The 20,756-nt window shown below is 67.1% G+C and carries 21 protein-coding genes; 8 read left to right on the forward strand and 13 right to left on the reverse strand.

The annotated features are described in order from the left end of the window. Positions 1-45: 45 nt before the first annotated feature. From GK109_RS12080 to GK109_RS12095, 4 genes are read right to left on the reverse strand one after another with little or no spacing between them, the layout of a single operon-like run. On the reverse strand, positions 46-1,248 hold the full coding sequence (locus GK109_RS12080; protein WP_157240693.1) for an N-acetylglucosamine-6-phosphate deacetylase: 1,203 nt from the start codon (positions 1,246-1,248) through the stop codon (positions 46-48). Next, positions 1,248-2,000, reverse strand: coding sequence for a copper homeostasis protein CutC (locus GK109_RS12085; protein WP_157240694.1), 753 nt, complete (start codon positions 1,998-2,000; stop codon positions 1,248-1,250). The genes GK109_RS12080 and GK109_RS12085 overlap by 1 nt, the downstream gene beginning before the upstream one ends. A 2-nt stretch (positions 2,001-2,002) precedes the next feature. Next, positions 2,003-2,782: a glucosamine-6-phosphate deaminase gene (nagB, locus tag GK109_RS12090; RefSeq protein WP_157240696.1), complete on the reverse strand. Its 780-nt coding sequence runs from the start codon at positions 2,780-2,782 to the stop codon at positions 2,003-2,005. Positions 2,783-2,830: 48 nt separating this feature from the next. Beyond that, positions 2,831-4,081, reverse strand: a complete 1,251-nt coding sequence (locus tag GK109_RS12095; protein WP_157240697.1) for a PTS transporter subunit EIIC — start codon at positions 4,079-4,081, stop codon at positions 2,831-2,833. Between the two features lie 228 nt (positions 4,082-4,309). Here GK109_RS12095 and GK109_RS12100 point away from each other — a divergent pair, with 228 nt between their 5' ends. Together GK109_RS12100 and GK109_RS12105 are read left to right on the forward strand one after the other, a co-directional pair. Beyond that, positions 4,310-4,540 (forward strand): glucose PTS transporter subunit EIIB, encoded by a 231-nt coding sequence (locus GK109_RS12100; protein ID WP_157240699.1) that lies wholly within the window; start codon positions 4,310-4,312, stop codon positions 4,538-4,540. Beyond that, positions 4,540-4,995, forward strand: coding sequence for a PTS glucose transporter subunit IIA (locus GK109_RS12105; RefSeq protein WP_157240701.1), 456 nt, complete (start codon positions 4,540-4,542; stop codon positions 4,993-4,995). The genes GK109_RS12100 and GK109_RS12105 overlap by 1 nt, the downstream gene beginning before the upstream one ends. A gap of 39 nt (positions 4,996-5,034) precedes the next feature. Here the strand turns inward: GK109_RS12105 and GK109_RS12110 are convergent, their stop codons facing one another. Then, positions 5,035-5,793: a GntR family transcriptional regulator gene (locus GK109_RS12110; RefSeq protein ID WP_323057478.1), complete on the reverse strand. Its 759-nt coding sequence runs from the start codon at positions 5,791-5,793 to the stop codon at positions 5,035-5,037. A 194-nt stretch (positions 5,794-5,987) separates the two neighbouring features. Between GK109_RS12110 and GK109_RS12115 the strand changes: the two genes are divergently transcribed. Further along, a complete protein-coding gene (locus GK109_RS12115) occupies positions 5,988-6,839 on the forward strand; it encodes a hypothetical protein (protein WP_231754851.1) in 852 nt (283 codons plus the stop codon). 93 nt (positions 6,840-6,932) lie between these two features. On the opposite strand, the gene GK109_RS12120 is transcribed toward GK109_RS12115, so the two are convergent. Further along, positions 6,933-7,541 (reverse strand): thymidylate kinase, encoded by a 609-nt coding sequence (locus tag GK109_RS12120; RefSeq protein WP_157240703.1) that lies wholly within the window; start codon positions 7,539-7,541, stop codon positions 6,933-6,935. Positions 7,542-7,726: 185 nt separating this feature from the next. On the opposite strand from GK109_RS12120, the gene GK109_RS12125 reads away from it, so the two are divergent. Together GK109_RS12125 and GK109_RS12130 are read left to right on the forward strand one after the other, a co-directional pair. Beyond that, positions 7,727-7,996 carry a hypothetical protein gene (locus tag GK109_RS12125; protein ID WP_157240704.1) on the forward strand — a complete coding sequence of 90 codons (270 nt, stop codon included), beginning with the start codon at positions 7,727-7,729 and terminating at the stop codon, positions 7,994-7,996. An 8-nt stretch (positions 7,997-8,004) separates the two neighbouring features. Continuing rightward, positions 8,005-8,940 (forward strand): threonine/serine dehydratase, encoded by a 936-nt coding sequence (locus GK109_RS12130; protein WP_157240706.1) that lies wholly within the window; start codon positions 8,005-8,007, stop codon positions 8,938-8,940. 49 nt (positions 8,941-8,989) lie between these two features. On the opposite strand, the gene GK109_RS12135 is transcribed toward GK109_RS12130, so the two are convergent. After that, on the reverse strand, positions 8,990-9,328 hold the full coding sequence (locus GK109_RS12135) for a hypothetical protein (protein WP_157240708.1): 339 nt from the start codon (positions 9,326-9,328) through the stop codon (positions 8,990-8,992). A 154-nt stretch (positions 9,329-9,482) separates the two neighbouring features. On the opposite strand from GK109_RS12135, the gene GK109_RS12140 reads away from it, so the two are divergent. After that, positions 9,483-10,427 (forward strand): hypothetical protein, encoded by a 945-nt coding sequence (locus GK109_RS12140; RefSeq protein WP_157240710.1) that lies wholly within the window; start codon positions 9,483-9,485, stop codon positions 10,425-10,427. Positions 10,428-10,511: 84 nt separating this feature from the next. On the opposite strand, the gene GK109_RS12145 is transcribed toward GK109_RS12140, so the two are convergent. The 3 genes from GK109_RS12145 to GK109_RS12155 form a co-directional block, all read right to left on the reverse strand. Continuing rightward, positions 10,512-11,153: an NADPH-dependent F420 reductase gene (locus GK109_RS12145; RefSeq protein ID WP_157240712.1), complete on the reverse strand. Its 642-nt coding sequence runs from the start codon at positions 11,151-11,153 to the stop codon at positions 10,512-10,514. Between the two features lie 70 nt (positions 11,154-11,223). Continuing rightward, on the reverse strand, positions 11,224-11,907 hold the full coding sequence (locus GK109_RS12150) for a YitT family protein (protein ID WP_370460564.1): 684 nt from the start codon (positions 11,905-11,907) through the stop codon (positions 11,224-11,226). Further along, the gene (locus GK109_RS12155; RefSeq protein WP_157240714.1) at positions 11,904-12,998 is read right to left on the reverse strand and encodes a histidinol-phosphate transaminase; all 1,095 of its coding nucleotides are present in this window, start codon (positions 12,996-12,998) and stop codon (positions 11,904-11,906) included. The genes GK109_RS12150 and GK109_RS12155 overlap by 4 nt, the downstream gene beginning before the upstream one ends. Positions 12,999-13,090: 92 nt before the next feature. On the opposite strand from GK109_RS12155, the gene GK109_RS12160 reads away from it, so the two are divergent. Together GK109_RS12160 and GK109_RS12165 are read left to right on the forward strand one after the other, a co-directional pair. Then, complete coding sequence (locus GK109_RS12160; protein WP_157240716.1) at positions 13,091-13,594, forward strand: Lrp/AsnC family transcriptional regulator; 504 nt, start codon at positions 13,091-13,093, stop codon at positions 13,592-13,594. Positions 13,595-13,802: 208 nt separating this feature from the next. Then, entirely contained in the window at positions 13,803-15,800 is a 1,998-nt protein-coding gene (locus GK109_RS12165; protein ID WP_157240718.1) for a rhamnogalacturonan lyase, read from the forward strand. A gap of 84 nt (positions 15,801-15,884) precedes the next feature. On the opposite strand, the gene GK109_RS12170 is transcribed toward GK109_RS12165, so the two are convergent. The 3 genes from GK109_RS12170 to GK109_RS12180 all read right to left on the reverse strand — a co-directional run bounded on the left by GK109_RS12170 (position 15,885) and on the right by GK109_RS12180 (position 20,536). Further along, entirely contained in the window at positions 15,885-16,826 is a 942-nt protein-coding gene (locus tag GK109_RS12170) for an SRPBCC family protein (RefSeq protein ID WP_157240720.1), read from the reverse strand. 179 nt (positions 16,827-17,005) lie between these two features. Continuing rightward, positions 17,006-17,668, reverse strand: coding sequence for an SRPBCC family protein (locus GK109_RS12175; protein ID WP_157240722.1), 663 nt, complete (start codon positions 17,666-17,668; stop codon positions 17,006-17,008). 201 nt (positions 17,669-17,869) lie between these two features. Next, positions 17,870-20,536 (reverse strand): Tat pathway signal sequence domain protein, encoded by a 2,667-nt coding sequence (locus GK109_RS12180; RefSeq protein ID WP_157240723.1) that lies wholly within the window; start codon positions 20,534-20,536, stop codon positions 17,870-17,872. Positions 20,537-20,756 lie beyond the last annotated feature (220 nt).

Consider the following 20,756-nt stretch of genomic DNA (forward strand, 5'->3'; position numbering starts at 1 on the left):
TTGGCAGTGGGGTCTGACATTCAACGGCCGGACAACCGAACAGTGCTACCCCGGCGGTGTGACCCACTCGCCGCGCCGCAGCACTCCCTCAAGACGCAGGTCCCGGTCAACGACAACGACGTCGGCCGGCATGCCTTCGCGGAGGTCGCCTGCCTGTGCTGAGAATCCCAGGACGGACGCAGGAACCGCGGTGGCCGCCGTCGTTGCTTCCTGCAGGGTGACGCCAGCCGCCACGGTGGACCGCAGAACGTCGAGCATCGTTGCCGTACCACCGGCGATCGCGCCATTGCCATCCGTCCGGGCCACGCCTCCGTCAACCGTCACCGCAAGGGTGCCCAGCCGGTACTGGCCATCGTGCAGGCCCGTTGCCGCCATGGAGTCCGTGACCAGCGCGATGTTTTCCGCGCCCACCAGTTCGAACACCATTTTGACCGTCTCCGGAGCCAGGTGGACGCCGTCGGCAATCAGTTCCACGACGGCGTTGCCGGCATGGGCCGCACCCAGGCTGGCGGACACCGGACCGGGGGAGCGGTGGTGCAGGCTGGGCATTGCATTGAAGAGGTGCGTGACGGTGGGCCGGATCCGGCCGGTGGTATTGGCCGGCACCGCGAGCCCTTCAGCCGCCCGTTCCAGGAATGCGGAGGCCGTCTGGCTGTCCGCGGCGGTGTGGCCCAGGGAGGGGATGATTCCACGCGCCGTCAGCAGGTCGACCAGCGTGGAGGCGCCCGGCAGTTCGGCCGCCAGCGTCATGGAAACCAGGGAAGCGCCCGCCGCCTCCAACAGCCGGGCCATCAACGCTGCATCGGGTTCCAACAGCAGCCCAGGATCGTGCGCGCCGCACTGCCCGGCCGAGAGGAAGGGACCTTCCAGGTGCGTGCCCGCAACCAGCCCCTCTTCGGCCAAGGCCCGCAGCACCTTCACGTTCCGGAGCAGATCAGCAGGGGCAGCGGTGACCAGGCTGGCCAGCAGCGTGGTGGTTCCGCGGCTGTGCAGGTAGCGGGCCGCTGAACGGCCACCCGCCGCCGAAGCTTCGGAGAAGTCCGAGCCGTGGGCCCCGTGGCAGTGCAGGTCCACCAGCCCGGGCAGCAGGATGCGGCGGGGCTGTGGTTCGCCCGGCCCGCCTTGCCCGGGAAATTGCGACGCCGGCCCGGCATAGGTGACCCGTCCGCCGTCGACCGCTACCAAGCCGTCCGCGACGTCCATGGTTGCGGAGACGAGGCGGCCGCGAAGTATCAGTTCACTGCCCATCATGCAGCCTTTCGAAGAGCAGCTGCCATCCCGGCAGCAAGTGAGGGATCCGCGGCACGAGCCCTGGACCCTGTGGAGGGGTCTACCCCGCGCGCCGAGGTGTGGATGGCGTGGACACCGCTGTGGACCAGCCCGGACATGTGTTCCAGCCGTACTCCGCCCCCGGCCATGATCTGTACCGACGGGGCATGGTCCCGTCCCAGCTGAACCAAATGCGCCAGCATAGGCAGCCCGGTGGCGCAGTCAGGGCTTCCGCCGCTGGTGAGGACCCGGTTGGCGCCGGCCCGTTCCAGACGGGCCAATGCATCAGCAGGGTCCAGGCCCGCTGCGAGGGCAGTATCGAATGCCCGGTGGAAGGTCATCTCTGCGTCCGGGTGGCGGCGGCGGGCCACCCCGGCAAGGCGCTGAAATGCCGGAACGTCCGGGCCGCCGTCGGCCGCCAACACTCCTACGACGACGCCCGCGGCACCGGCGTCCAGCACCGCCGCCACATCGCGCTCAAGTACGTCAAGCTCCTCAGCCGTGTACACGAAGCCGCCGGGCCGCGGCCGGACAAGCACATGGACCGGAAGGCCCACCAGGCACGCCTGCGTCACGGTGCCGATGCTTGGCGTGATGCCGTCCGTTTCCGCGAGTGCGGCGCAGAGCTCAACCCGCGCGGCGCCCACAGACACTGCGAGCCGCACCCCCTCGGCGTCTTCCACCGCCAGCTCAAGTAGCGGCAGTCCCGCCCGGCTCAGGGACCGTGCCATTCTCAGAGACCCTGCCAGGCGGGCTTCCGCCCAAAGGTGTCTTGGTAGTACGCCCGGTGCGCCAGCATGGACGCAGCAGCCTCGTCCACCAGGACCGTGACGTGCGGATGGAGCTGGAGCGCGGACGCAGGGCATAGCGCCGCCACGGGACCTTCCACTGCTGCCGCGACGGCCCCGGCCTTGGCTTCACCCATCGCAAGAAGCAGCAGGTGCCGCGCCTCCAGGATGGTGCCCAGGCCCTGGGTCAGTACATGGTCCGGAACCGCCGCGGGATCCGTAAAGAAGCGGGCGTTGTCCTGCCGGGTCTGCTGGGTGAGGGTCTTGATCCTGGTCCGGGAGGCCAGCGAGGACATCGGTTCGTTGAAGCCCACATGGCCGTCCGAGCCGATTCCCAGGATTTGGATGTCCACTCCACCCGATGCTGCAATGGCCGCCTCATACCGTGCGGCCTCGGCGTCGAGATCCTCCGCCACGCCATCCAGGCCGTGCACCGTCCCTGCCGGGAAGTCCACACTGTCCACGAACTCCCGCCGGATCACCGAGTGGTAGGACTGAGGGTGCGTGCCGGGCAGGCCAACATACTCATCAAGGAGGAAGGCTTGCGTCCCGGCAAAGCTCAGCCCGCCGTTCCGGTGCCGTTGGATGAGCTCGCGGTACGTGCCGAGGGGCGTTGACCCGGTGGCCAGGCCGAGCACTGACGGGCCGCTGAGGACCTGCTGCTCGATGGCGTCCGCGGCCGTGCGGGCCACGTCGGCGGGGGTGCGGAGGATAACGATTTCCATGCGGTTAGGGTGCTTTCGGTTGCTAGTGCCAAGGACAGGATTGCCGGCCTACTTGGCGGCGTCGGTTTCTATGGTGATCTCGTCGTCCTCGCGGCCCGGGGTGCGGAGGTTCCAGCGTTTGATCACGAAGGAGAAGAGGAAATAGTAGATCGCCGCGTAGCCCAGGCCGATGGGGATAAGCAGCCACCCGTTTTGCGCCTTGCCGAAGTTGAGGACGAAGTCGATCAGGCCTGCCGAGAAGGTGAAGCCATGGTGGATGTCCAGCGCATTCACCAAGGCCATGGACGTGCCGGTCAGGGCCGCGTGCACGATGTAGAGCGGGAAGGCGACGAACATGAAGGAGTACTCAAGCGGTTCGGTGATGCCGGTGAAGAACGCGGTCAGGGCTGTGGAGAGCATGATGCCGCCCACCACCTTCTTCTGGCTGGGCTTTGCGTGGCGCCAGATGGCCAGGGCGGCTGCCGGCAGGCCGAACATCATGATGGGGAAGAACCCGGCCATGAAGGCGCCGGCGGCGGGGTCGCCTGCGAAGAAGCGGTTCAGGTCGCCGCGGACCAGCTGACCGGAGGCGTCGGTGTAGTCGCCAATAAGGAACCAAAGCCCGGAGTTGAGGATGTGGTGCAGGCCTGCCGGGAGGAGCATGCGGTTGGCGAAGCCATAGATGCCGCCGCCGAGCTCGGGGTTTCCGGCGACAGCCTGCCCTGCCGCTGACAGGCCGGAGTTGAAGATGGGGTACACCAGCGCCAGACAGACGCCGGCAACCAGGCTGGCGACGGATGTCAGGATGGGCACCAGGCGGCGGCCGCTGAAGAAGCCCAGGAAGTCGGGCAGTTTGGTGCGGTAGAACCGCTGCCACAAGGTGGCGGAAAACAGGCCCACGACAATGCCGGCCAGCACACCGTAGTTGATCACCGATTGCTTGCCGGAAGGATCAACCTGGCCGGCCAGGACCAGCGGCGACATTGCCTTGAAGACGCCGTCGATCACCATGTAGCCCACCACTGCTGCCAGCGCGGTGGATCCGTCCGCCTTCTTGGCCCAGCCGATGGCGATGCCCACAGCGAAGATGAGCGGCAGCCACGTGAAGACGGCGTTGCCGGCGGCCGAAATGACGGCGGCGCCGCCTTCGAATCCGGGAATGGCGCCGAGCAGGTCGGCCTGGCCGATGCGCAGGAGGAGGCCGGCGGCGGGGAGGACGGCGATGGGCAGCATCAGGCAGCGGCCCAGCCGCTGAAGGGTGGCGAAAGCCCTGTTCGGCTTTTTCTCTGGAGCCAGTGCGGCGGTCTCGGATGTTGGCATGATTGCACCTCTGCGGGTTCGGATGGGGGCTTGTGGAGTGGGGGTCACAGCCGGTACTGTCTGGTTATGACCAGTTCAGTGTGATTCATCCCACGGACCCTGTCAAGGCATGAGGAAAACCCCGCGGTTATCCGAATGTCCGGCGGGACAAGCCGTGACTGGTCGCACCTGGGCCGCCGGCCCGGTGCTGAAGAAGTGCCCCCGTGGGCACCGTCAGAAAGGGCAGCCATGTCCAAAGCACAACAAATCATTGAAGGCCTGGGCGGAGCCGGCAACATCGTGGAGGTCGAGGCGTGCATCACGCGCCTCCGCACGGAAGTCAAGGATTCCTCCCTGGTCAATGAGGCATCCTTGAAGGCTGCCGGAGCGCACGGGGTGCTGACCGCCGGCACGGCCGTCCAGGTCATTGTGGGACCCGAGGCCGACATGCTCGCCGAAGACATCGAGGACCTGCTCTGATGCCGTCGCTTGTTGTCCACGCGCCCATTGGCGGCACGGTTGTTCCCCTGGCCGAGGTTCCGGATCCGGTCTTCGCGGGCCAGATGGTGGGCGCGGGTGCGGCGGTCGAGCCGCCGGCCGGGGAAGCGTTCGACGTCGTGTCCCCGGTGTCGGGGAAGGTGGTAAAGCTCCTGCCCCACGCCTTTGTGGTGGTGGAGTCGTCAGGGCGCGGCGTGCTGACCCACGTGGGCATCGATACCGTCAAGCTCAAGGGCGAAGGCTTCAAGCTGCTCATAGCCCAGGGGGACACCGTCGGCGCCGGTGACCCTGTCATGCATGTGGACCCCGCCGCCGCCCTTGCTGCGGGGTATTCGCTGGTGAGTCCCGTCGTCGTGCTTGACTCCAAGCCGGACACCGCAACCCTCGTCGTGTCCGGCGGGGTGGCCGCCGGTTCCGGCCTGTTCCGGATGGACTAACAGCGCCCGAAGTGTCTGTTGGCCCCGGCCGGACGGCGGCTAGAGCCGAACTTCCATGGTGAGGGAGTAGCGGTCGGAACGGTACCAGGACCGCGAATGCTCAATGGCCAGGTGGCCTGAATACGAGACGCGGTCGAAGGCCAGTACCGGCGCCCCGGTTCCCGTGCCGAGGAGCGCCCCGACGTCCGCCGGGGCGCCCTCGGACCGCACGCTTTGCCGTGCCCTGTCGATTTGGTGGCCGAACTGCGCTGCCAGCGCCTTGTAGACGGACCCCGTCAGGTCGATATCCAGCAGCCCCGCCGCGTGCTCCGGGTTGTACCAGGCGTCATCAACGCTTACTGGCCGGCCATCCGCCAGCCGGAGGCGCCGGAGGTGGATCGCTTCCGACCCTGGCTCCAGGCTCAGCGCTTCCGCGGTGTCATCCGGGGCTGCGGCGGCCTCGGCCACAAGCACGACGGTGCTGGGAACGTGGCCCATGGCTTCCATCTCCTGTGTGAAGGAGGCCAGGTGCAGGGTGGACTGCACGGGAGAGTCCGCCACATAGGTGCCCTTCGCCGGGACCCGGACCAGGTGCCCTTCGTTGACCAGGCGGCCGATGGCGGCCCGGACGGTAATCCTGCTGACGCCGTAGGTGTCCATGAGGGTACGCTCGCTGGGCAGGCGGGCGCCCGGTTCCAGTTCGTCCTTGGCCAGCTTCAGGATGATCAGGCGCAGCTGCTCATGCTTGGGGACCTGGGAGTTGTTGATGCCCGGGCCGGCTGGCGCAGCGCTGCCCGCTGGTGGTGCTGTGGCTGGCACGTGTGCCCCCTCCGATCCGTGGAGCGGTCCGGTAAGGACCACTGAAACGGATTATTCCATATGGACGCCTGGCCGGCGGATCCTTTGGCCCGGCGACCTGCCGGACTTGTGCCGGATATTTCCCGCGGAGGTTTGAATCCCTTAGGCTAGGAACACTAAGCATGCTTTCTATTTCTTGTAAGGGGTTGTACCTGATGCGAAAAGTACCTGCGCTTGGAGTGTTGACAGCAGCGATGATTGCGTTGGCCGGTTGTACGGGCGGCGGTGGTGCTGCCAGCCCTTCGGCTTCGGAGACGGCTTCGGCTTCCGCTACGGCTGAGGCGAAGGTTTACAGCGAGGATGAGCTCCGCGACCTGATCTCCGGCTTGACTGATGACGACGGCAATGAGCTGAAGCTGTATTCCAAGGAACAGGTGGACCAGGGCGGAAACATCGCCAGCCTGCTCCTGAGCACCGCAAACGTGGATCCTGCAGACTGCAAGGACATCGCCACGGCCGGGCTGCTGGACAAGGTGGAAAGCGGCGACGTGGCCGTGGCGCTTTCTGAGGGGGACCAGCCCCGCAGCCTGTCCGCCCAGTCAGGCAGCGAGGGGCCGGACGCCGTGAAGGTGCTCAGTGACATCAGCGGCAAGATGGACAAGTGTGCCAAGTTCTCCGTAGAGGCGCTGGGACAAAAGTACGAGGTCACCAGCGAGGAGGTGAAGGCAGAGACTGACGCCGAGAAGACCTTCGCCACGATGAGCACCCGCAGCGGCGAAAACCAGCAGAAGCTGATGCAGGTCTCCGCTGCCCAGGGGCGGCTGCTGGTGGTTGCCACCAAGGGCGGCGCCAACCTCGGCGACCCGGACCGGAAGGAGCTGGAGGACCTCATCAACCAGGTGCTGAAGAAGGCCGACGGCGGCAGCGGGACTTCCAGCCCGACGTCCACCAGCACGTCCCGTTCCACCAGTACGTCCTCGCCGGGCGGTTCGGCCTCACCTACGGCAACGAAGAGCGAGTCGACGGGCAGCGCGACCTCCTCGGCGTCGCCGACTTCATCGCGCTAAGGCGTTGTCGCGCCAGGGCTGCCTTTTGGGGAGGGCGGGCGGACTGTGGGTCCGCCCGCCCTTTGTCCGTGCGGACCCAGTCACCGTGGAGCGCTAGTCACCGTGGAGCGCCGGCTGGGCTGCCGCCGTCGAGGGCGTCAGTTGGCGGATGACGCCCGCCAGACGCTGCGCCAGCTCCGGGGCGGGCACCGACGCGTCAACCTTCAGGAAGCCGGTGAATTCCGGCAGGTGGCGGTACCCGCGGTCGAAGGCCACCAGGTCGTCCAGCGTCTCCGCGTCGGTACCGCGGGAGACGATGCGGTGGTGCGCCAGGAGCGGGTCCACCTCAAGATGCACGACAGCCTCGGGAGCGGGAAGCTTATCCAGCAGCCAGGGGAGTAGGCGGCCGCGTCCCAGTCCTTTCGTTTCCCGGAGGGCCAGCTGGCAATACAGGTGCCGGTCCATCACCACCAGGCCGTTAAAGCGGCTGGCACGCAGGTGGTTCACCAACACGTTCCACACCCGGAACGTGGTTTCCACGGCGTCCGCCACACGGCTGGGCGGGCGGATCCCAAGCTTCGCGGCCAGGACGGACATGCTGCGCCGGCCTGCGTGGTTGTTGAGCAGCAGTACGCGGCCGCCTTCAGCCGCAACGGCTGACACCAGGGCTTGGGCGGCCGTGGACTTTCCCGAACCGTCAATCCCGGTCAGGACAATGATCATGTGGCCTCCTTTCGCCATCGTGTTAACGCAGGGTACGCTCCGGAAGTCCCGGCGGAGTCGCAATTCACAGGATATGGGCGCCATCTCACAGCTTCCGGCGGCCCGAAGAGGCCAGCCCGTAGGGTGGAGAGCGGTACGGGTACATCCCCGCCGAACACCGCAGTTCCCAAGCGAAAGGCAGAACCATGACTGCTAGCAACGACGAGCCGCAGAACACCGCAGACCTTCGGGGCCCGGGAGATCCGGACGAAGCCGGGGAAGCCAGCGCAGCCAAGCAGGCCCCGCAGGGCGGCCAGCACCCGGAACTGCCCGGTGCCGGCAACATCCGGGAAGAGCAGCAGGCACATGCTGCAGGAACCGTGCCGGCGTCCTACACGGGCAGCGGCGAACCGCCCCGGGAACACAAGCCCGAGGATGCCCTGCAGGAGCCGGGAACCTGGGACGACGAGGTCTAAGCGCAGCAATGATTACCCGTGCCGACGTGGAACAGGCAGCACGAAGGATCTCCGGCCTCACCCGCATAACGCCTGTCCTCGAAAGCGACCCTAAAGTCTTCCCCGGCCCGGTGTGGTTCAAATGCGAATATATGCAGCACACCGGAACGTTCAAGGCCCGTGGCGCCCTCAACAGGGTCTTGGCTGCCAGGGAACGCGGCGAGCTTAAGCCGGATGTCGGCATCGTGGTGGCCTCCGGCGGCAACGCCGGACTGGCCAACGCCTACGCAGCCGCACAGCTGGGCGTCCCCGCTGCCGTGTTCGTCCCCGCCGCCGCGCCCGCAGTGAAGGTCCGCAAACTCAAGGCCATCGGCGCGGCAGTGGTGCAGGGCGGGGCGGAGTACGCGGAGGCGTACCAGGCGGCCGTCAAGCACGCCAGGGAAACCGGGGCGGTTTACTGCCATGCCTATGACCAGCCCGAAATAGCCGCCGGAGCCGGAACGGTAGGGCTCGAGCTCCTGGACCAGGTGGGCGGGCTGGATACCGTCCTGGTTGCCGTGGGCGGCGGCGGCCTGATGGCGGGAATCGCGGCGGCAGTCGAGGGCCGGGCCAAAGTGGTGGCGGTGGAGCCGGAGACGGCACCGACGCTGCACTCAGCGTTGGCCGCCGGAGCGCCTGTTGACGTCCCGGTATCAGGCGTGGCGGCGGATTCCCTCGGTGCCCGCCGCATCGGCGACATCGGCTTCTCCGTGGCGGTCCGCGCCGGCGTCGAAAGCGTCCTGGTGTCCGACGCCGACATCATCGAAGCCCGCCAAAAGCTGTGGGAGGACTACCGGATCATCGTGGAACACGGCGCCGCTGCCGGTTATGCCGCGCTGACGTCCGGCGCCTACCTCCCGGGCGTGGGCGAACGCGTGGCGGTCATCCTGTGCGGCGCCAATACGGATCCGGCCACCCTCACGTGACCGGACCCGGGGGAAAGCGCGCGGCAAGCCATCCGGAATCGGCCGGGAATCAGCTGCAGAACTGGCTGTAGGTGGCGCCGGCTTCCTCGTAGCCGGACTGGAGCTCGCCAAGCTTTGCCTCGTCCGGCGTTTCCTTGGCCTGCTCATCCGTGTACGCGAGGATGGATGCAAGGGCACCCTTGAGGTCGTCCGAGGCGACGGCGTGGATCGGACGGATCTGGTTGGCCAGGCGGTTCATGCCGGTCTTGCCGGCGTTGTTGGCCGGGTTCGACACAACGGACTGGATCCGCTCGCAGGTTTCCGCGGTGGTGAGCTGGTTCGAGGCGGTGCAGGCCGTTGCGGAGACAACGAGGCCGGCGGCGATCAGGGCTGTGGCGAGTTTCTTCATCGGTCCCTCAGTAGTTGATTGAGGTTTCGATTGTAAGCAGAACGGGGGCCCCGATGTCTTGGCGGGTTCCCTGCAGGTGCCTAGACTGGCAACACCATCGTGCGGAGCTGCCGCAGATCGGCCCCGCGCAAGAGCCCAAAACCAAGGAAGCATCATGCGCCGAACCGTACAACGCCGTGCCGCCGTCGGAGTTTTTGCATTGGTAGCCCTGATCGTTCCCGCCGCAGTACCGGCAACTGCCTCACCGCCCTCCGGGGACGGCGTCATTGTGTTGGAGGGGGCGACAGGCACCGAAGGCATAGCAGCCGGTGAGGGCACCACCTTCTATGCCGGTGACCGCCTCAATGGAGACATCTACCGCGGCGACATCCGCGACGACACTGCCGGACTGTTTATCGACGCGCCGGACGGCAGGGCGGCAATCGGCATGAAGGCGGACGTCACGCACGACCTCCTCTTTGTTGCCGGCGGCGGTACCGGTGACGCCTACGTTTACAGCACGGACACAGGCGGCACGGTCGGCGTGGTCCACCTGGCTGCCGGGCAGGACGCGTTCATCAACGACGTCACCCTGACCAAGGACGGCGCATGGTTCACCAACTCCTTCGCGGCGGAGCTGTACTTCCTGCCGGTGGACAAGGACGGCGGGCTGGGGGAGGTGGAAACGGTCACCTTGACGGGACCTGCGGCGGACCCTTGGACCGGCTTCGGACCCAACGGCATCGCCGCCGTCAACGGCGGCAAGACCCTGATCCTGGCGCACTCGGCATTTGGGGCGCTGTTCACCGTGGACCCTGACGGCGTGGATTCAGGGACCGCCGCTACAGCCCGGATTGGGGGCTTTGATGTGCCCAACGTGGACGGCATCCTGGTCCAAGGCCGCCAGCTGTGGGCAGTCCAGAACCAGAAGAACCGGATCAGCAGGATCAAGCTCGCCAGTGACCTTTCGTCCGGGGTTGTAGGGGACGTCATCACCAGCCCCGCCTTCAACGTCCCCACCACGATTGCCAAGTTCGGCAACACCCTCGCCGCCGTGAACGCGAAGTTCGGCCAGGCCGCAACCGAGTTCGAGGTAGTCCTCGTCCCCGCGCGGGACTAGCTTCCCGACTGGCTGGCAGTTAACGTCGCCAAAACACGATTTCGCGACGTTTGCTGCCAGCCAGTTTGCGGGTCTTGCGTGCCGTCAGGGGGTCCGGGTCGCCTTGCCCAGGTTTTCCTTCAGCTCGGCGGCGTCCTGCCGGACAACGTACGCGGGGCGGTCCCGCTCCACGCGCCAGCTGTCCTCCAGGAGGCCGATGTTCACGGTATCGAAGCCGAACTCGTCATAAAGGCGGGTGACCAGTTCGGCGGCCTCCGGATGGTCGCTGGCCGTTGCCAGGGCGCGCCGGTCCTCGGCTGCGGAAGGCTTCCCGTCCGTGGTGATCTCGGCGGCCATAATGTGGTTGAAGCCCTTGGCCACCTTCGAGTCGCGCAGGTGTTCCTGGAGCAGCCCGGATGTGGTGGCCTCGCCGTTGTCCAGGGCCGGGATCCGTCCGTCCCGTTCCCAGTAGTAGTTGTTGGCGTCGATCACGATCTTGCCGGCCAGCGGTTCAGCCGGGACGTCCCTGTAGTTCTTCAGCGGAACGGCGACGACGGCGAAATCGCCGGCCGCCGCTGCCTCCGCAGGCGTTGCGGCCCGGGCGTTCGGGCCGAGTTCCGCCACCAGTCCGGCCAGCGTTTCAGGGCCGCGGGAGTTGCTGATGACTACGTCGTAGCCCAGCTCCACCGCCTTCCGGGCAATCTGGCTTCCAATAAGTCCTGCACCGATGATTCCGATTGTTGTCATGTCCCGGGCAACAGCGGCTTGCGCGAAGATATTTCAGGGCTGGTCCGGGAATAAATCGGCGGACCGGCGGTCACTTTCCCAGATAGCGTCCCGGGCGGTGGTTCAGGGCGAGGATGAAGTTCAGGAGGACGGCTCCGGCGGCGGAGAGCAGCACCATCAGGGGAGCCACCACGGCCAGCGCGGCCAGGACGATTGCCACGTCCAGCACCATTTGGACGTACCCGGCGCGCCACTTCAGCTTTTCCTGCAGCAGCAGGGCCAGGATGCTGAAGCCGCCCAGGCTGGACTGGTGCCGGAACAGGATCAGCAGGCCGACGCCGGCCAGCAGATTGCCGCCCAGCACCCCGTACACCGGGTCGATGTGCAGGGCACCGAGGGCCCACGGGTGCAGGCCGGACATGGCCGAGACCAGCCCAATGGCGGCCCCGGTCCGGAGGGCAAAGTTCCAGCCCTTCTTCCAGACCGCCAGGGCAAAGAACGGCGCGTTCACCGCCATGAAGATGACGCCGAAAGAAACCGGGAGGGAGTAGCTGAGCAGCAGGGCCAGGCCCGCCGTGCCGCCCGTGACGGCCTCGCTGGACTTGAGCAGGAACAGTCCCAGCGAGGCGGCGAAGGCGCCCGTGAGGATCCCCAGGACATCTTCGATGGCGGAATGGCGGACGGCCGACGGCGGCACGGGGCTGGGTGCCTCCGGCCCCGCGTCCGGTGTGGTTGGGGCGGTGGTGGTTTCGGGTGTCGCGGTTGGCGTGCTCACTGGGCGGCAAACCGCCCGCGGTCCGCGAGCACGGCGAGCACCCGGTTGTTCGTTTCCCTGTCCGCCAAGGTGACCCGGACGCCGTCGCCCGCGTATCCCCGTGCAAGGATGTCGGCGTCGGCAAGCGCTGCAAGGATCTGTTCCCGCAGCCCGTCAGATGCCCGCAGCCAGTAGAAATTGGCCTGGCTGTCGGGGACAGTCCAGCCGGACTGGCGCAAGGAGGAAACAACCCGGGTGCGCTCCTCCGCCACCGCATCGGTCCTTTCCCGGATCTCAACCTGCGCCTCCAGCGACGCCACCGCGGCGGCCTGCGCCATGCGGTTGACGCCGAATGGAATGGCGGTGCGCCGCAGCCCCTCAGCCACGGCCGGGCGGGCGATGGCGTAGCCAATCCGCAGCCCGGCCAGTCCGTAGGCTTTAGAGAAGGTCCGCAGGACACACAGGTTCGGGTGCCGGCGGTAGAGTTCCAGGGAATCCAAGCCGGGGCCCCGTTGGAATTCGATGTAGGCCTCGTCCAGCACCACCAGGACGTGCGGCGGCACGGCTCCGAGGAATTCCTCCAGCGCGTCCGCCGGGATGGACACGCCGGTGGGGTTGTTGGGGGAACAGAGGATGACCAGCCGCGTCCGCGCGGTGACGGCAGCGGCCATGGCGGGAAGGTCGTGGTGCTCGTCGTCGCGGAGGGGGACGGGGACAGGCACGGCCCCGGCCACCGTCACCAGGATGGGGTAGGCCTCAAAGGAACGCCAGGCGAAAACCACCTCGTCGCCGTGGCCACATACCGCGGAAATGATCTGCTGCAGCACCCCGGAACTTCCCGGCCCGGCAGCAACCTCATCCGCGGACACGGAGAGGTGGGGCGCGATCGCGTCACGGACGTCCACGGCGCCCATGCTGGGGTACCGGTGGATCCTGCCCGCCTCGGCAGAGATCACCTCGACGACCGAGGGCAGGGGATCGAAGTGGCTCTCGTTCGAAGCGAGGGCGGCAGTCAGGGCCGTTTCTGCACTCCTCCCGGCAACGTACGCGGGGAGGTTTGCGACGGCGGAACGCACCTCTGGTGCCGGTGCCTGGGGAAGGATGGTGGCCATGAAGGCATCGTGGGGCAGCGCGGGGCATCTGCGCAACACAGGCTAACCAGGCAGGACAGAAACGGGCGCTGAAGGAGGGGCAACATGACAAAATGCTCACCATGCACCTCATCGATGCCTTGGACGCCGAAATCCTCCTGGCCATGGACGCAGACCCGCAGGCGACGGTCCTGTCCCTGTCGCGGACGTTGGGCGTGGCCCGCAACACCGTGCACGCGCGGCTCCGGCGCCTGGTCAACGACGGCAGCCTTGCCCCGTTCAGCCAGCGCGTCCGCACCGGCGCCCTCGGGCTGCCGCTGATCGCCTTCATCTCGATCTCCATCAGCCAGTCCGCCAGCGATGAGGCCATGGCCGCACTGCGCACCATCCCGGAAATCATCGAGATGCACGCCACCACCGGCGATGCCGACCTGCTCGCGAAAGTCGCCGCGAAGGACCCGGCTGACCTCCATAGGGTCACCCGCAGCATGCTGGCGATTGCCGGCGTCGTACGCACAAGCACGGCCATGTCCCTGGTGGAGGTCATGCCCGCCAGGACGCTGCCGCTCCTGCAGGAGGCAGCGGGCCGGCCGCGCGGCGAGGCCGGCGCGAACTGAACTGAACGGAACAATATCTCCCATTTGCTCCCGTCGAGGCCTTGACCGGGCTTGTAAAGCGCTGATAGAAGTTAAGGGCAGAAAACGCTTTCTACCGGATCCCAAACCTCACCCCCTTTTCGTGAATGGTGGATTTTGGCCTGCAATGAAACGTTCCAAACTGTCGTGCGGCAGACTCAGCTGCCGCCGCATCAAAGGAGATGTACTTTTGGCTTATCCCTCGAAACGTTCCCCTTCAACCCGTGCGGGCCGCGCCTGGAAAGCGGCCCCCAAAGCCGCGGCGGCATCGCTCACGGCCGCCGCCCTGGCGCTCACCGGCGTGCCGCTGGCGCAGGCCAACCCCAATACCGCACCCGGTCAGTCCGGAAAGACTGAACTGAAGCGCCAGGTGGAGAACCTGGACCGGGCGCCCGTCGCCGTGCTCACGGACCAGGGCGTCACGCTGGGCTGGCGCATGCTTGGCCTGGACCAGGACAGTGTGGGCTTCCATGTGATCCGCGACGGCGTCCAGCTCACCGACGAGCCCATCCGCAACACCACCACCTATGTTGATCCGGCCGGCACGGCGGCTTCCAGGTACGTCATCATGACGGTGGGCAACGGCAGCGGGCAGGACAAGCTCAGCGCCGAAGTCACGCCGCTGGCCGAAAACTACCTGGCCATCAAGCTGGACAAGCCCGCCGACGGCGTCAGCAAGGACGGCAAGCCGTACACCTACTCGGCCAACGATTCGAGCGTTGCGGACCTGGACGGCGACGGCACTTACGAAATCATCCAGCTCTGGAACCCGTCCAACGCCCAGGACAACTCCAAGTCCGGCTTCACCGGGAATGTGTACGTGGACGCCTACAAGATGGACGGCACCAGGCTGTGGCGCATCGACCTGGGCCGCAACATCCGTGCCGGCGCCCACTACACCCAGATGCTGGCCTACGACTTCGACGGTGACGGCAAGGGCGAAGTGGCCTTCAAGACTGCGGACGGCACCACGGACGCGGCCGGAACCGTGATCGGGGACCCCGCAGCGGACCACCGGAACAGCGCCGGCTATGTCCTGTCCGGGCCGGAATTCCTCACCGTGTTCAACGGCGCCACCGGCACCATCATGGACACCGTTGCCTACGATCCGCCGCGCGGCAGCGTCTCCGCCTGGGGCGACGGCTACGGCAACCGCGTGGACCGCTTCCTGGCCGGCGTCGCCTACCTCGACGGCGAAAAGCCGTCCCTGATGTTCAGCCGCGGCTACTACACGCGCACGGTCCTGGTCACCTACGACCTCGTGGACGGCAAGCTGGTCAAGCGCTGGACCTTCGACTCGGACATTGCCGGAGCCCAGTACAGGGGCCAGGGCAACCACAACCTCTCCGTGGCTGACGTGGACCAGGACGGCAAGGACGAATTCGTCTTCGGCTCCATGACCATTGACGACGACGGCACGCCCCTTTACAACACCAGGCTGGGCCATGGCGACGCCATCCACACGGGGGACCTTGACCCCTCGCGGCCGGGATTGGAAACGTTCGCCGTGCACGAGAGCATGTCAGCCAGCGGCAACCGCGGCGCCACCTTCCGCGACGCGGGCACCGGTGAAGTGCTCTGGAGCATTCCCGCCGTCAAGGACACCGGCCGCGGCGCCACCGGCGACATCGACCCCCGGTTCCCCGGCTCGGAAAGCTGGGCCGTTGGCGGCGATGCGTCCTGGAACTCCCCGCGCGGCCAGCTCATGTCAGCGAAGGGCGAACTGATCGCCGAAAAGATCCCGGCAGCCAACTTCATGGCCTGGTGGGACGGGGACCTTCTCCGCGAGATCGTGGACCACGACTTTGACGCCACCGCCGGCATGGGCGTGCCCACCATTTCGAAGTGGAACTGGGAGGCCGGGTCCAGCGACAGGCTGCTCACGGCCACCGGCGCCCGGACCAACAACCACACGAAGGGCAACCCGTCGCTCCAGGCGGACCTCCTGGGTGACTGGCGCGAGGAACTGGCCTTCCCGTCGTCGGACAGCACTGAGCTGCGGATCTACACCACCACCTCGCCCACCGGGGTCCGGCTCCGCACCCTGATGCACGATCCGATGTACCGGACCGGGGTGGCCCGCGAGACGGTCGGCTACAACCAGCCGCCGCACCCGAGCTTCTTCATCGGCGAGGGCATGGAGGCTCCGGCAGCGCCCGCCGTGATGTACGCGGGCACGGAGAAGTAGTACCCGGCACCGGCAGGGCAAAAACGCCGCCCGCCTCCGGCAGGAGGCGGGCGGCGCTTTCTGTTGCGCTGCGGCTACACCCGGTTAGTGCTGGCCGAGGTTGCCGCCAACGGGCGGCAGGCCGCCGTCGGGCCGGCGCTCATCCCCGCGCCGTTCGCCCGCGCTCAGGTTCTCGCCCTCAACCGTCTCGTCCGACTCCCCGGTGGTGTCCACGAGGCCGTTGGTCTGGTCGAAGGCGTGGCCGATCCTGTCATCGCCCAGGTCGGCGACCGAACCGGTGGAGCCTGCGGCCGCCGTCGTGCCCGAAACCGTGCCGGCGGCGGTTGGCGCCTCCGTGGTTGTTGTGTCCGTTGGAATCGGCGTGACCGTGACAGGCTCCCCGGAGTCCACCGGGGTGACCGTTACGTCCGCGTCCTCGGCCGTGTCCTTCTTTGAACCGGCCATTGCGGCTGCTGCGCCCGCTGCCGCTGCGACGCCCACGCCCGCGGCCACCTTGCCGGACACTCCGGCCTTGCCGGAATCGCCCAGGGATCCCGCGGCGTCTTCCACGCCGGGCGTGCCGACTGGCGCCCCGGAGCTCACGCGGCCGCGCCAGGCTCCGCTGGCGTAGCCCTCATCCTCGATGAATTCCTTGAACCGCTTGAGGTCCGCCTCGGCCTGGCGGTCCACAACGTTGAGCTTGTCGCCCACCTTTTCGATGATTCCTTCGGGCTCATATTCGAGCGTCAGCTGCAGGGAGGTCTGGCCGCCGCCGACGTCCTCGAACTCGACTGCCCCGGCGTTCGTGGCACCGTCGGTAGCTGCCCAGGCCACCTTGCGGTCCGGGACCTGCTCCAGGATCCTGGCTTCCCACTGCCGGCGGATGCCGGCGATCTCGGCCACCCACTCGAGCCGGTCGTCACTGAGCTGCTTCACGCTCTTGACGCCGCCCATGAAGTGCGGGAACTCCTCGAACTGGGTCCACTGGTTGTAAGCAGTGCTTACCGGTACGTTCACCAGAATGCGTTTTTCCACCTTCGTGCTCATAACGTCTCCTTCGCTGTGTCACCGGAAGCTGACAAGTCGGTAAAAATCATCAGCATGCTTACCAACATACCTTTTGGGTGGCCCGGTTTCCAGAGCACCTCCCCCAACTAGGTAGCGCTAAGTGTCGTTTTGAGGCTCCAAAACGACACTTAGAGCTACTTAGTTGGGAAGGGACGGGTTCAGTGCTGGCCCATGCTCCCATCGATCGGCGGGAGATTACCCCCGCTGCGGCGGGCCCGGCGTTCAGCGGAACTGTGGCTTTCACCCTCGGCCGTCTCATCCGACTCGCCCTCGAGGTCCACCAGGCCGCCGGTCTGGTCGAACGGGTGGGCGAAGCGGTTGTAGGGCGGCTGCTCGGCCGCCGCCTTGGCATCGGCCGGCGCGGTCGTTCCGGCCGGCGCCGTGGTTCCGGTCTGGGCGGCACGGCCCCGGTGTTCGATGTATTCCTTGAAATCCTTCAGGTCGTGTTCCGCCTGGCGGCCCACCACATGCAGCAGGCTGCCCACCCTTTCCACTACCCCGGCCGGCTTGTACTCCAGGGTCAGCGTGAGCTCGGTCCGGTTATTGCCGGCGTCCCTGAAATCGACGGCGCCGGAGTTGGTGACGCCTTCAGTCGCGGCCCAGGCCACCCGCCGGCCGGGAAGTTGCTCAAGGATCTTGGCTTCCCAGTGCCGCCGTACCCCGCCGATGTGGGCCACCCACTTGAGTCGGTCATTGCCGAGGCGGGTCACGCTGTCCACGCCACCCATGAAGCGGGGAAACTCCTCGAACTGGGTCCACTGGTTGTAGGCGGTGCTGACCGGTACATCGACCACAATCCGTTTCTCCACTTTCGTGCTCATCACGTCTCCTTCGACTGAACCGAATTCCATGAAGTAACTGAGGTCATCAGTAGCTATAAGTCTGCTCCGCCTGCAGGCTCCCCACCACCCCTCCCAGACCCCCAACTAGGTAGCGCCAAGTGTCGTTTTGGAGCTTCAAAACGACACTTGGCGCTACCTAGTTGGGATGGGTGGTGGGGCGGTTGTGCGTGGGGGCGGGGGTCAGCCGGGGAGGTGCCTGCCGATCAGCGAAAGGTTCTGGATCACCGCCAGGCCGAACTGGGAGGCGTCGTTGGTGGAGACTGTGGGTGCCTCGTCCACGGGCACAAGCACGTGCGGCGGCTCGATCTTCCGAAGCGTGAACGCCGACCCATGGTTGAGGTGTTCGCCTCCTTCGGCAAAGCTCGCCCAGGCCCGCGCAGCGAGTTCGGGGTCGTCCAGCCGGGCTGCAGCATAGGCGGTCAGCCGACTGTGCGCCTGGGTAAGGTAGATGCCCTCAAGCGGCTGGCCCACGGCTTCCACCTGTTCCTCCTTCGTGGCCAGGAAGAGCCGGCAGTACTGCAGCCACGCCCGCTCGAAGTCCGGATCGGGGACCAGGTCCACCAGTTCGCTGCAGATCTCCACCAGGCCGAACACGGCACTGAGGTGGGAGACCTGGATCAGCTCGCGGCCGGTGTCGAACCGGCCCCTGTCCAGGTCATACAGCGCCTCGCCGGTGAGGAAGCCGTACTTGAGGGCGCCGATGTCCGCCATGGTGCCCAAGAGGCGGTCCCGGGAACGGGGGTTGCCCGTGCGTTCCCAGTCCGTAAGCCACGTGGCGGCGAGCGAGCCCCAGTCCGTGCCGAGCCCCACCCCCAGGGCGCCGCGGTCCGGCCGGTAGCTGTCGGCGTCGGGCCGGACTTTGCGCACGGGATCCAGGCCCAGGAAGTTCCGGTCGCTGTCCACCAGTTCGGTGAGCAGGTCCCCGGTGCGTTCGTCCGCGGTCAGGTAGTAGTAGAAACGGCGGTAGGCAGGCGTGCTGATGCGGAGCTGCTTGGCGCTGCAGCCCCAGTGCTGGACGTTGTGCCGGGAGCCGAGGCCGCGCCAGGGCCCCAGGTGGTAGACGTCCACCTCCCCGGTGTGCCGGGTCATGGCCTCGGCGAACCGGAAGATGTCCGCCCGGCCGGAGCGCAGGTAGGAGTACCAGAGCCAGAGGTCGGGGGAGAGCTCGGAGTTGTCCCACGCGTAGCCGCCCACGTCATACCGCCATACGTGCCGGTCAAAGTCGTAGGTGTGCATCACATCGCCGTAGTTCCAGAACCCGTACCAGCGGCGCTGCTCCACCTGGCCGGCGTAGAAATCGAAGAGGAAGTCCAGCTGGGCCTCAAGCTCCGCGCGGGCAGGAGTGCTGCGGTCCACCGGAGCCCAGTCGCCGAAGACGCCCGCGGAGTGCAAGTGCTCCGGAGTGGCCTGGAGCAGGGCCGGGGTGGAGGCGGCCAGGGCATCGGCCGCCAGGCTGTCCGTTGACGGCGTGCCCTCGTACGCAAACAGGGTCAACTCATGCGTGCGGGCAATTCCCGTGGGATTGCCGAATCCCGGCTCGTAGTCCTCGTATGTGATTTCGAGCCCCTCGAGCTGTTCCTCGAACGTGTCCTGGCCGAGGCCGTCGTGGTAAAAGCGCAGGTCCATCGGCCGGGCCTCGGGGGAGTACAGCCACGCGGTCAGCGTGGCTTCATCAGTGGTGGCGTCCCGGATGTCCAGCTGGCCGGGGTGCGACTGCCAGAAGTCCTTGATGCCCACACCGAAACCGCCCCGGGAGTCGCTCAGCGAGCAGAAACCGGCCGACCTTGTTCCGCCGGAGATGCCCACCCAGGCGTGGCCGGTCGCAGTGCGCTTGCGCAGCTCGAAGCCGTCGGCGCTGAGCTGGCTGAGCGTAAAGTCGTTCCACGCCGGGATCAAATGCAGCCGGTCCGACACCTCCGGGTTCCATGCCGCGGGCGGCGGGGTGGGCCTGCCCTCCACCTGCGCCCGGCGGACGTCCTCGCCGGGGTCCCGCCGCAGGCCGGTCAGGCCGCGGACCCCTTCGGTGAGGAAGCCGCCGTCGGCCCCTGCCATCCGGACGTGGCGGTCATGGAGTCCGGACTCCAGCGGCACGCTGAACCGGACGCCAAGCCCGGCGAGGAAATCCCGCTCCGCGTCGCCGTCCCAGATAAAGGAGTGGACCATCCGGACGCTGCGGGCGTTGGCATGGAAGTAGAACCGGACCACGAACGGGAGCCACTCCCGGCGGCTGCTTCCGGGCGCGTCAGGCCGGTGGTGCCCCTCCAGCCGCACCACGGCGCGGACGGGTCCGCTTTGTTCAAGCGTGACCTCGGTGACCTCGCCGGTGAAGGCTTCCCGGCTGAAGGTGCCGGCACCCTCGGATAGGGCGTCCTGCACGAGGCTGGCCAGGCGGGCGTCCCGTGCCACGTCGGCGCCGTTGCGGGTGAGGCTGCTGAACAGGGTGGAGCCGCTGCGGTTGAGCACCATCCGGAGAGTGCCGGTGTCCACAGTGAGGGAGTCAGCGGTTTCCGTGACGGTGACGTTGGTGCCGCTAGCGACGTTGGTGACGTCCGACGGCGGGAGGTTGCCTTCGCGGGGTGACGCGCCGCCGTCGGACCTTACGAGGTAAGCCGCCGACGGCGAGTCCGTGGCGGGAAGCGCGAGGCCCGCCCACTTGAGGGAACCGTCCGGCCAGGTGGCCAGGGGCCAGGACTGGGCGGCGACCGCGTCCCCACTGGCGTCCATGACCGAAAGGGCCGCTGCGGCGGGGACGGAGCCGCGGGCAAACGGCATTCCCCAGGTGGTTCCGCCGCTGAGCTGTGCAGGCGCCTCGCCGTCGAGCCATCTGATGGGGGTGCTGTCCGTCATGTCATCCAATTCGTCGTGTGATGATGCCGTGGGAAACCGTTTTCTGATTCGTTTCAAAAATAGCTCCGGAGCCGGCGGACCGCAAGGGGCACCCACCAGTCGAAAGGGCGTGCTTGCCGCTCTGGAAGCTCCCGGACTTCTGTGCTGGACTGGTGGGGCAGTGGGCATCACGCGCCGTCCAGCCGCGGCGGCACCTTTCCCAAAAAAACATGGACGGCCG

Origin of the sequence: Pseudarthrobacter sp. GA104 (genome assembly GCF_009741265.1) — a bacterium.
In the GTDB taxonomy this organism is placed as follows: Bacteria; Actinomycetota; Actinomycetes; order Actinomycetales; family Micrococcaceae; genus Arthrobacter.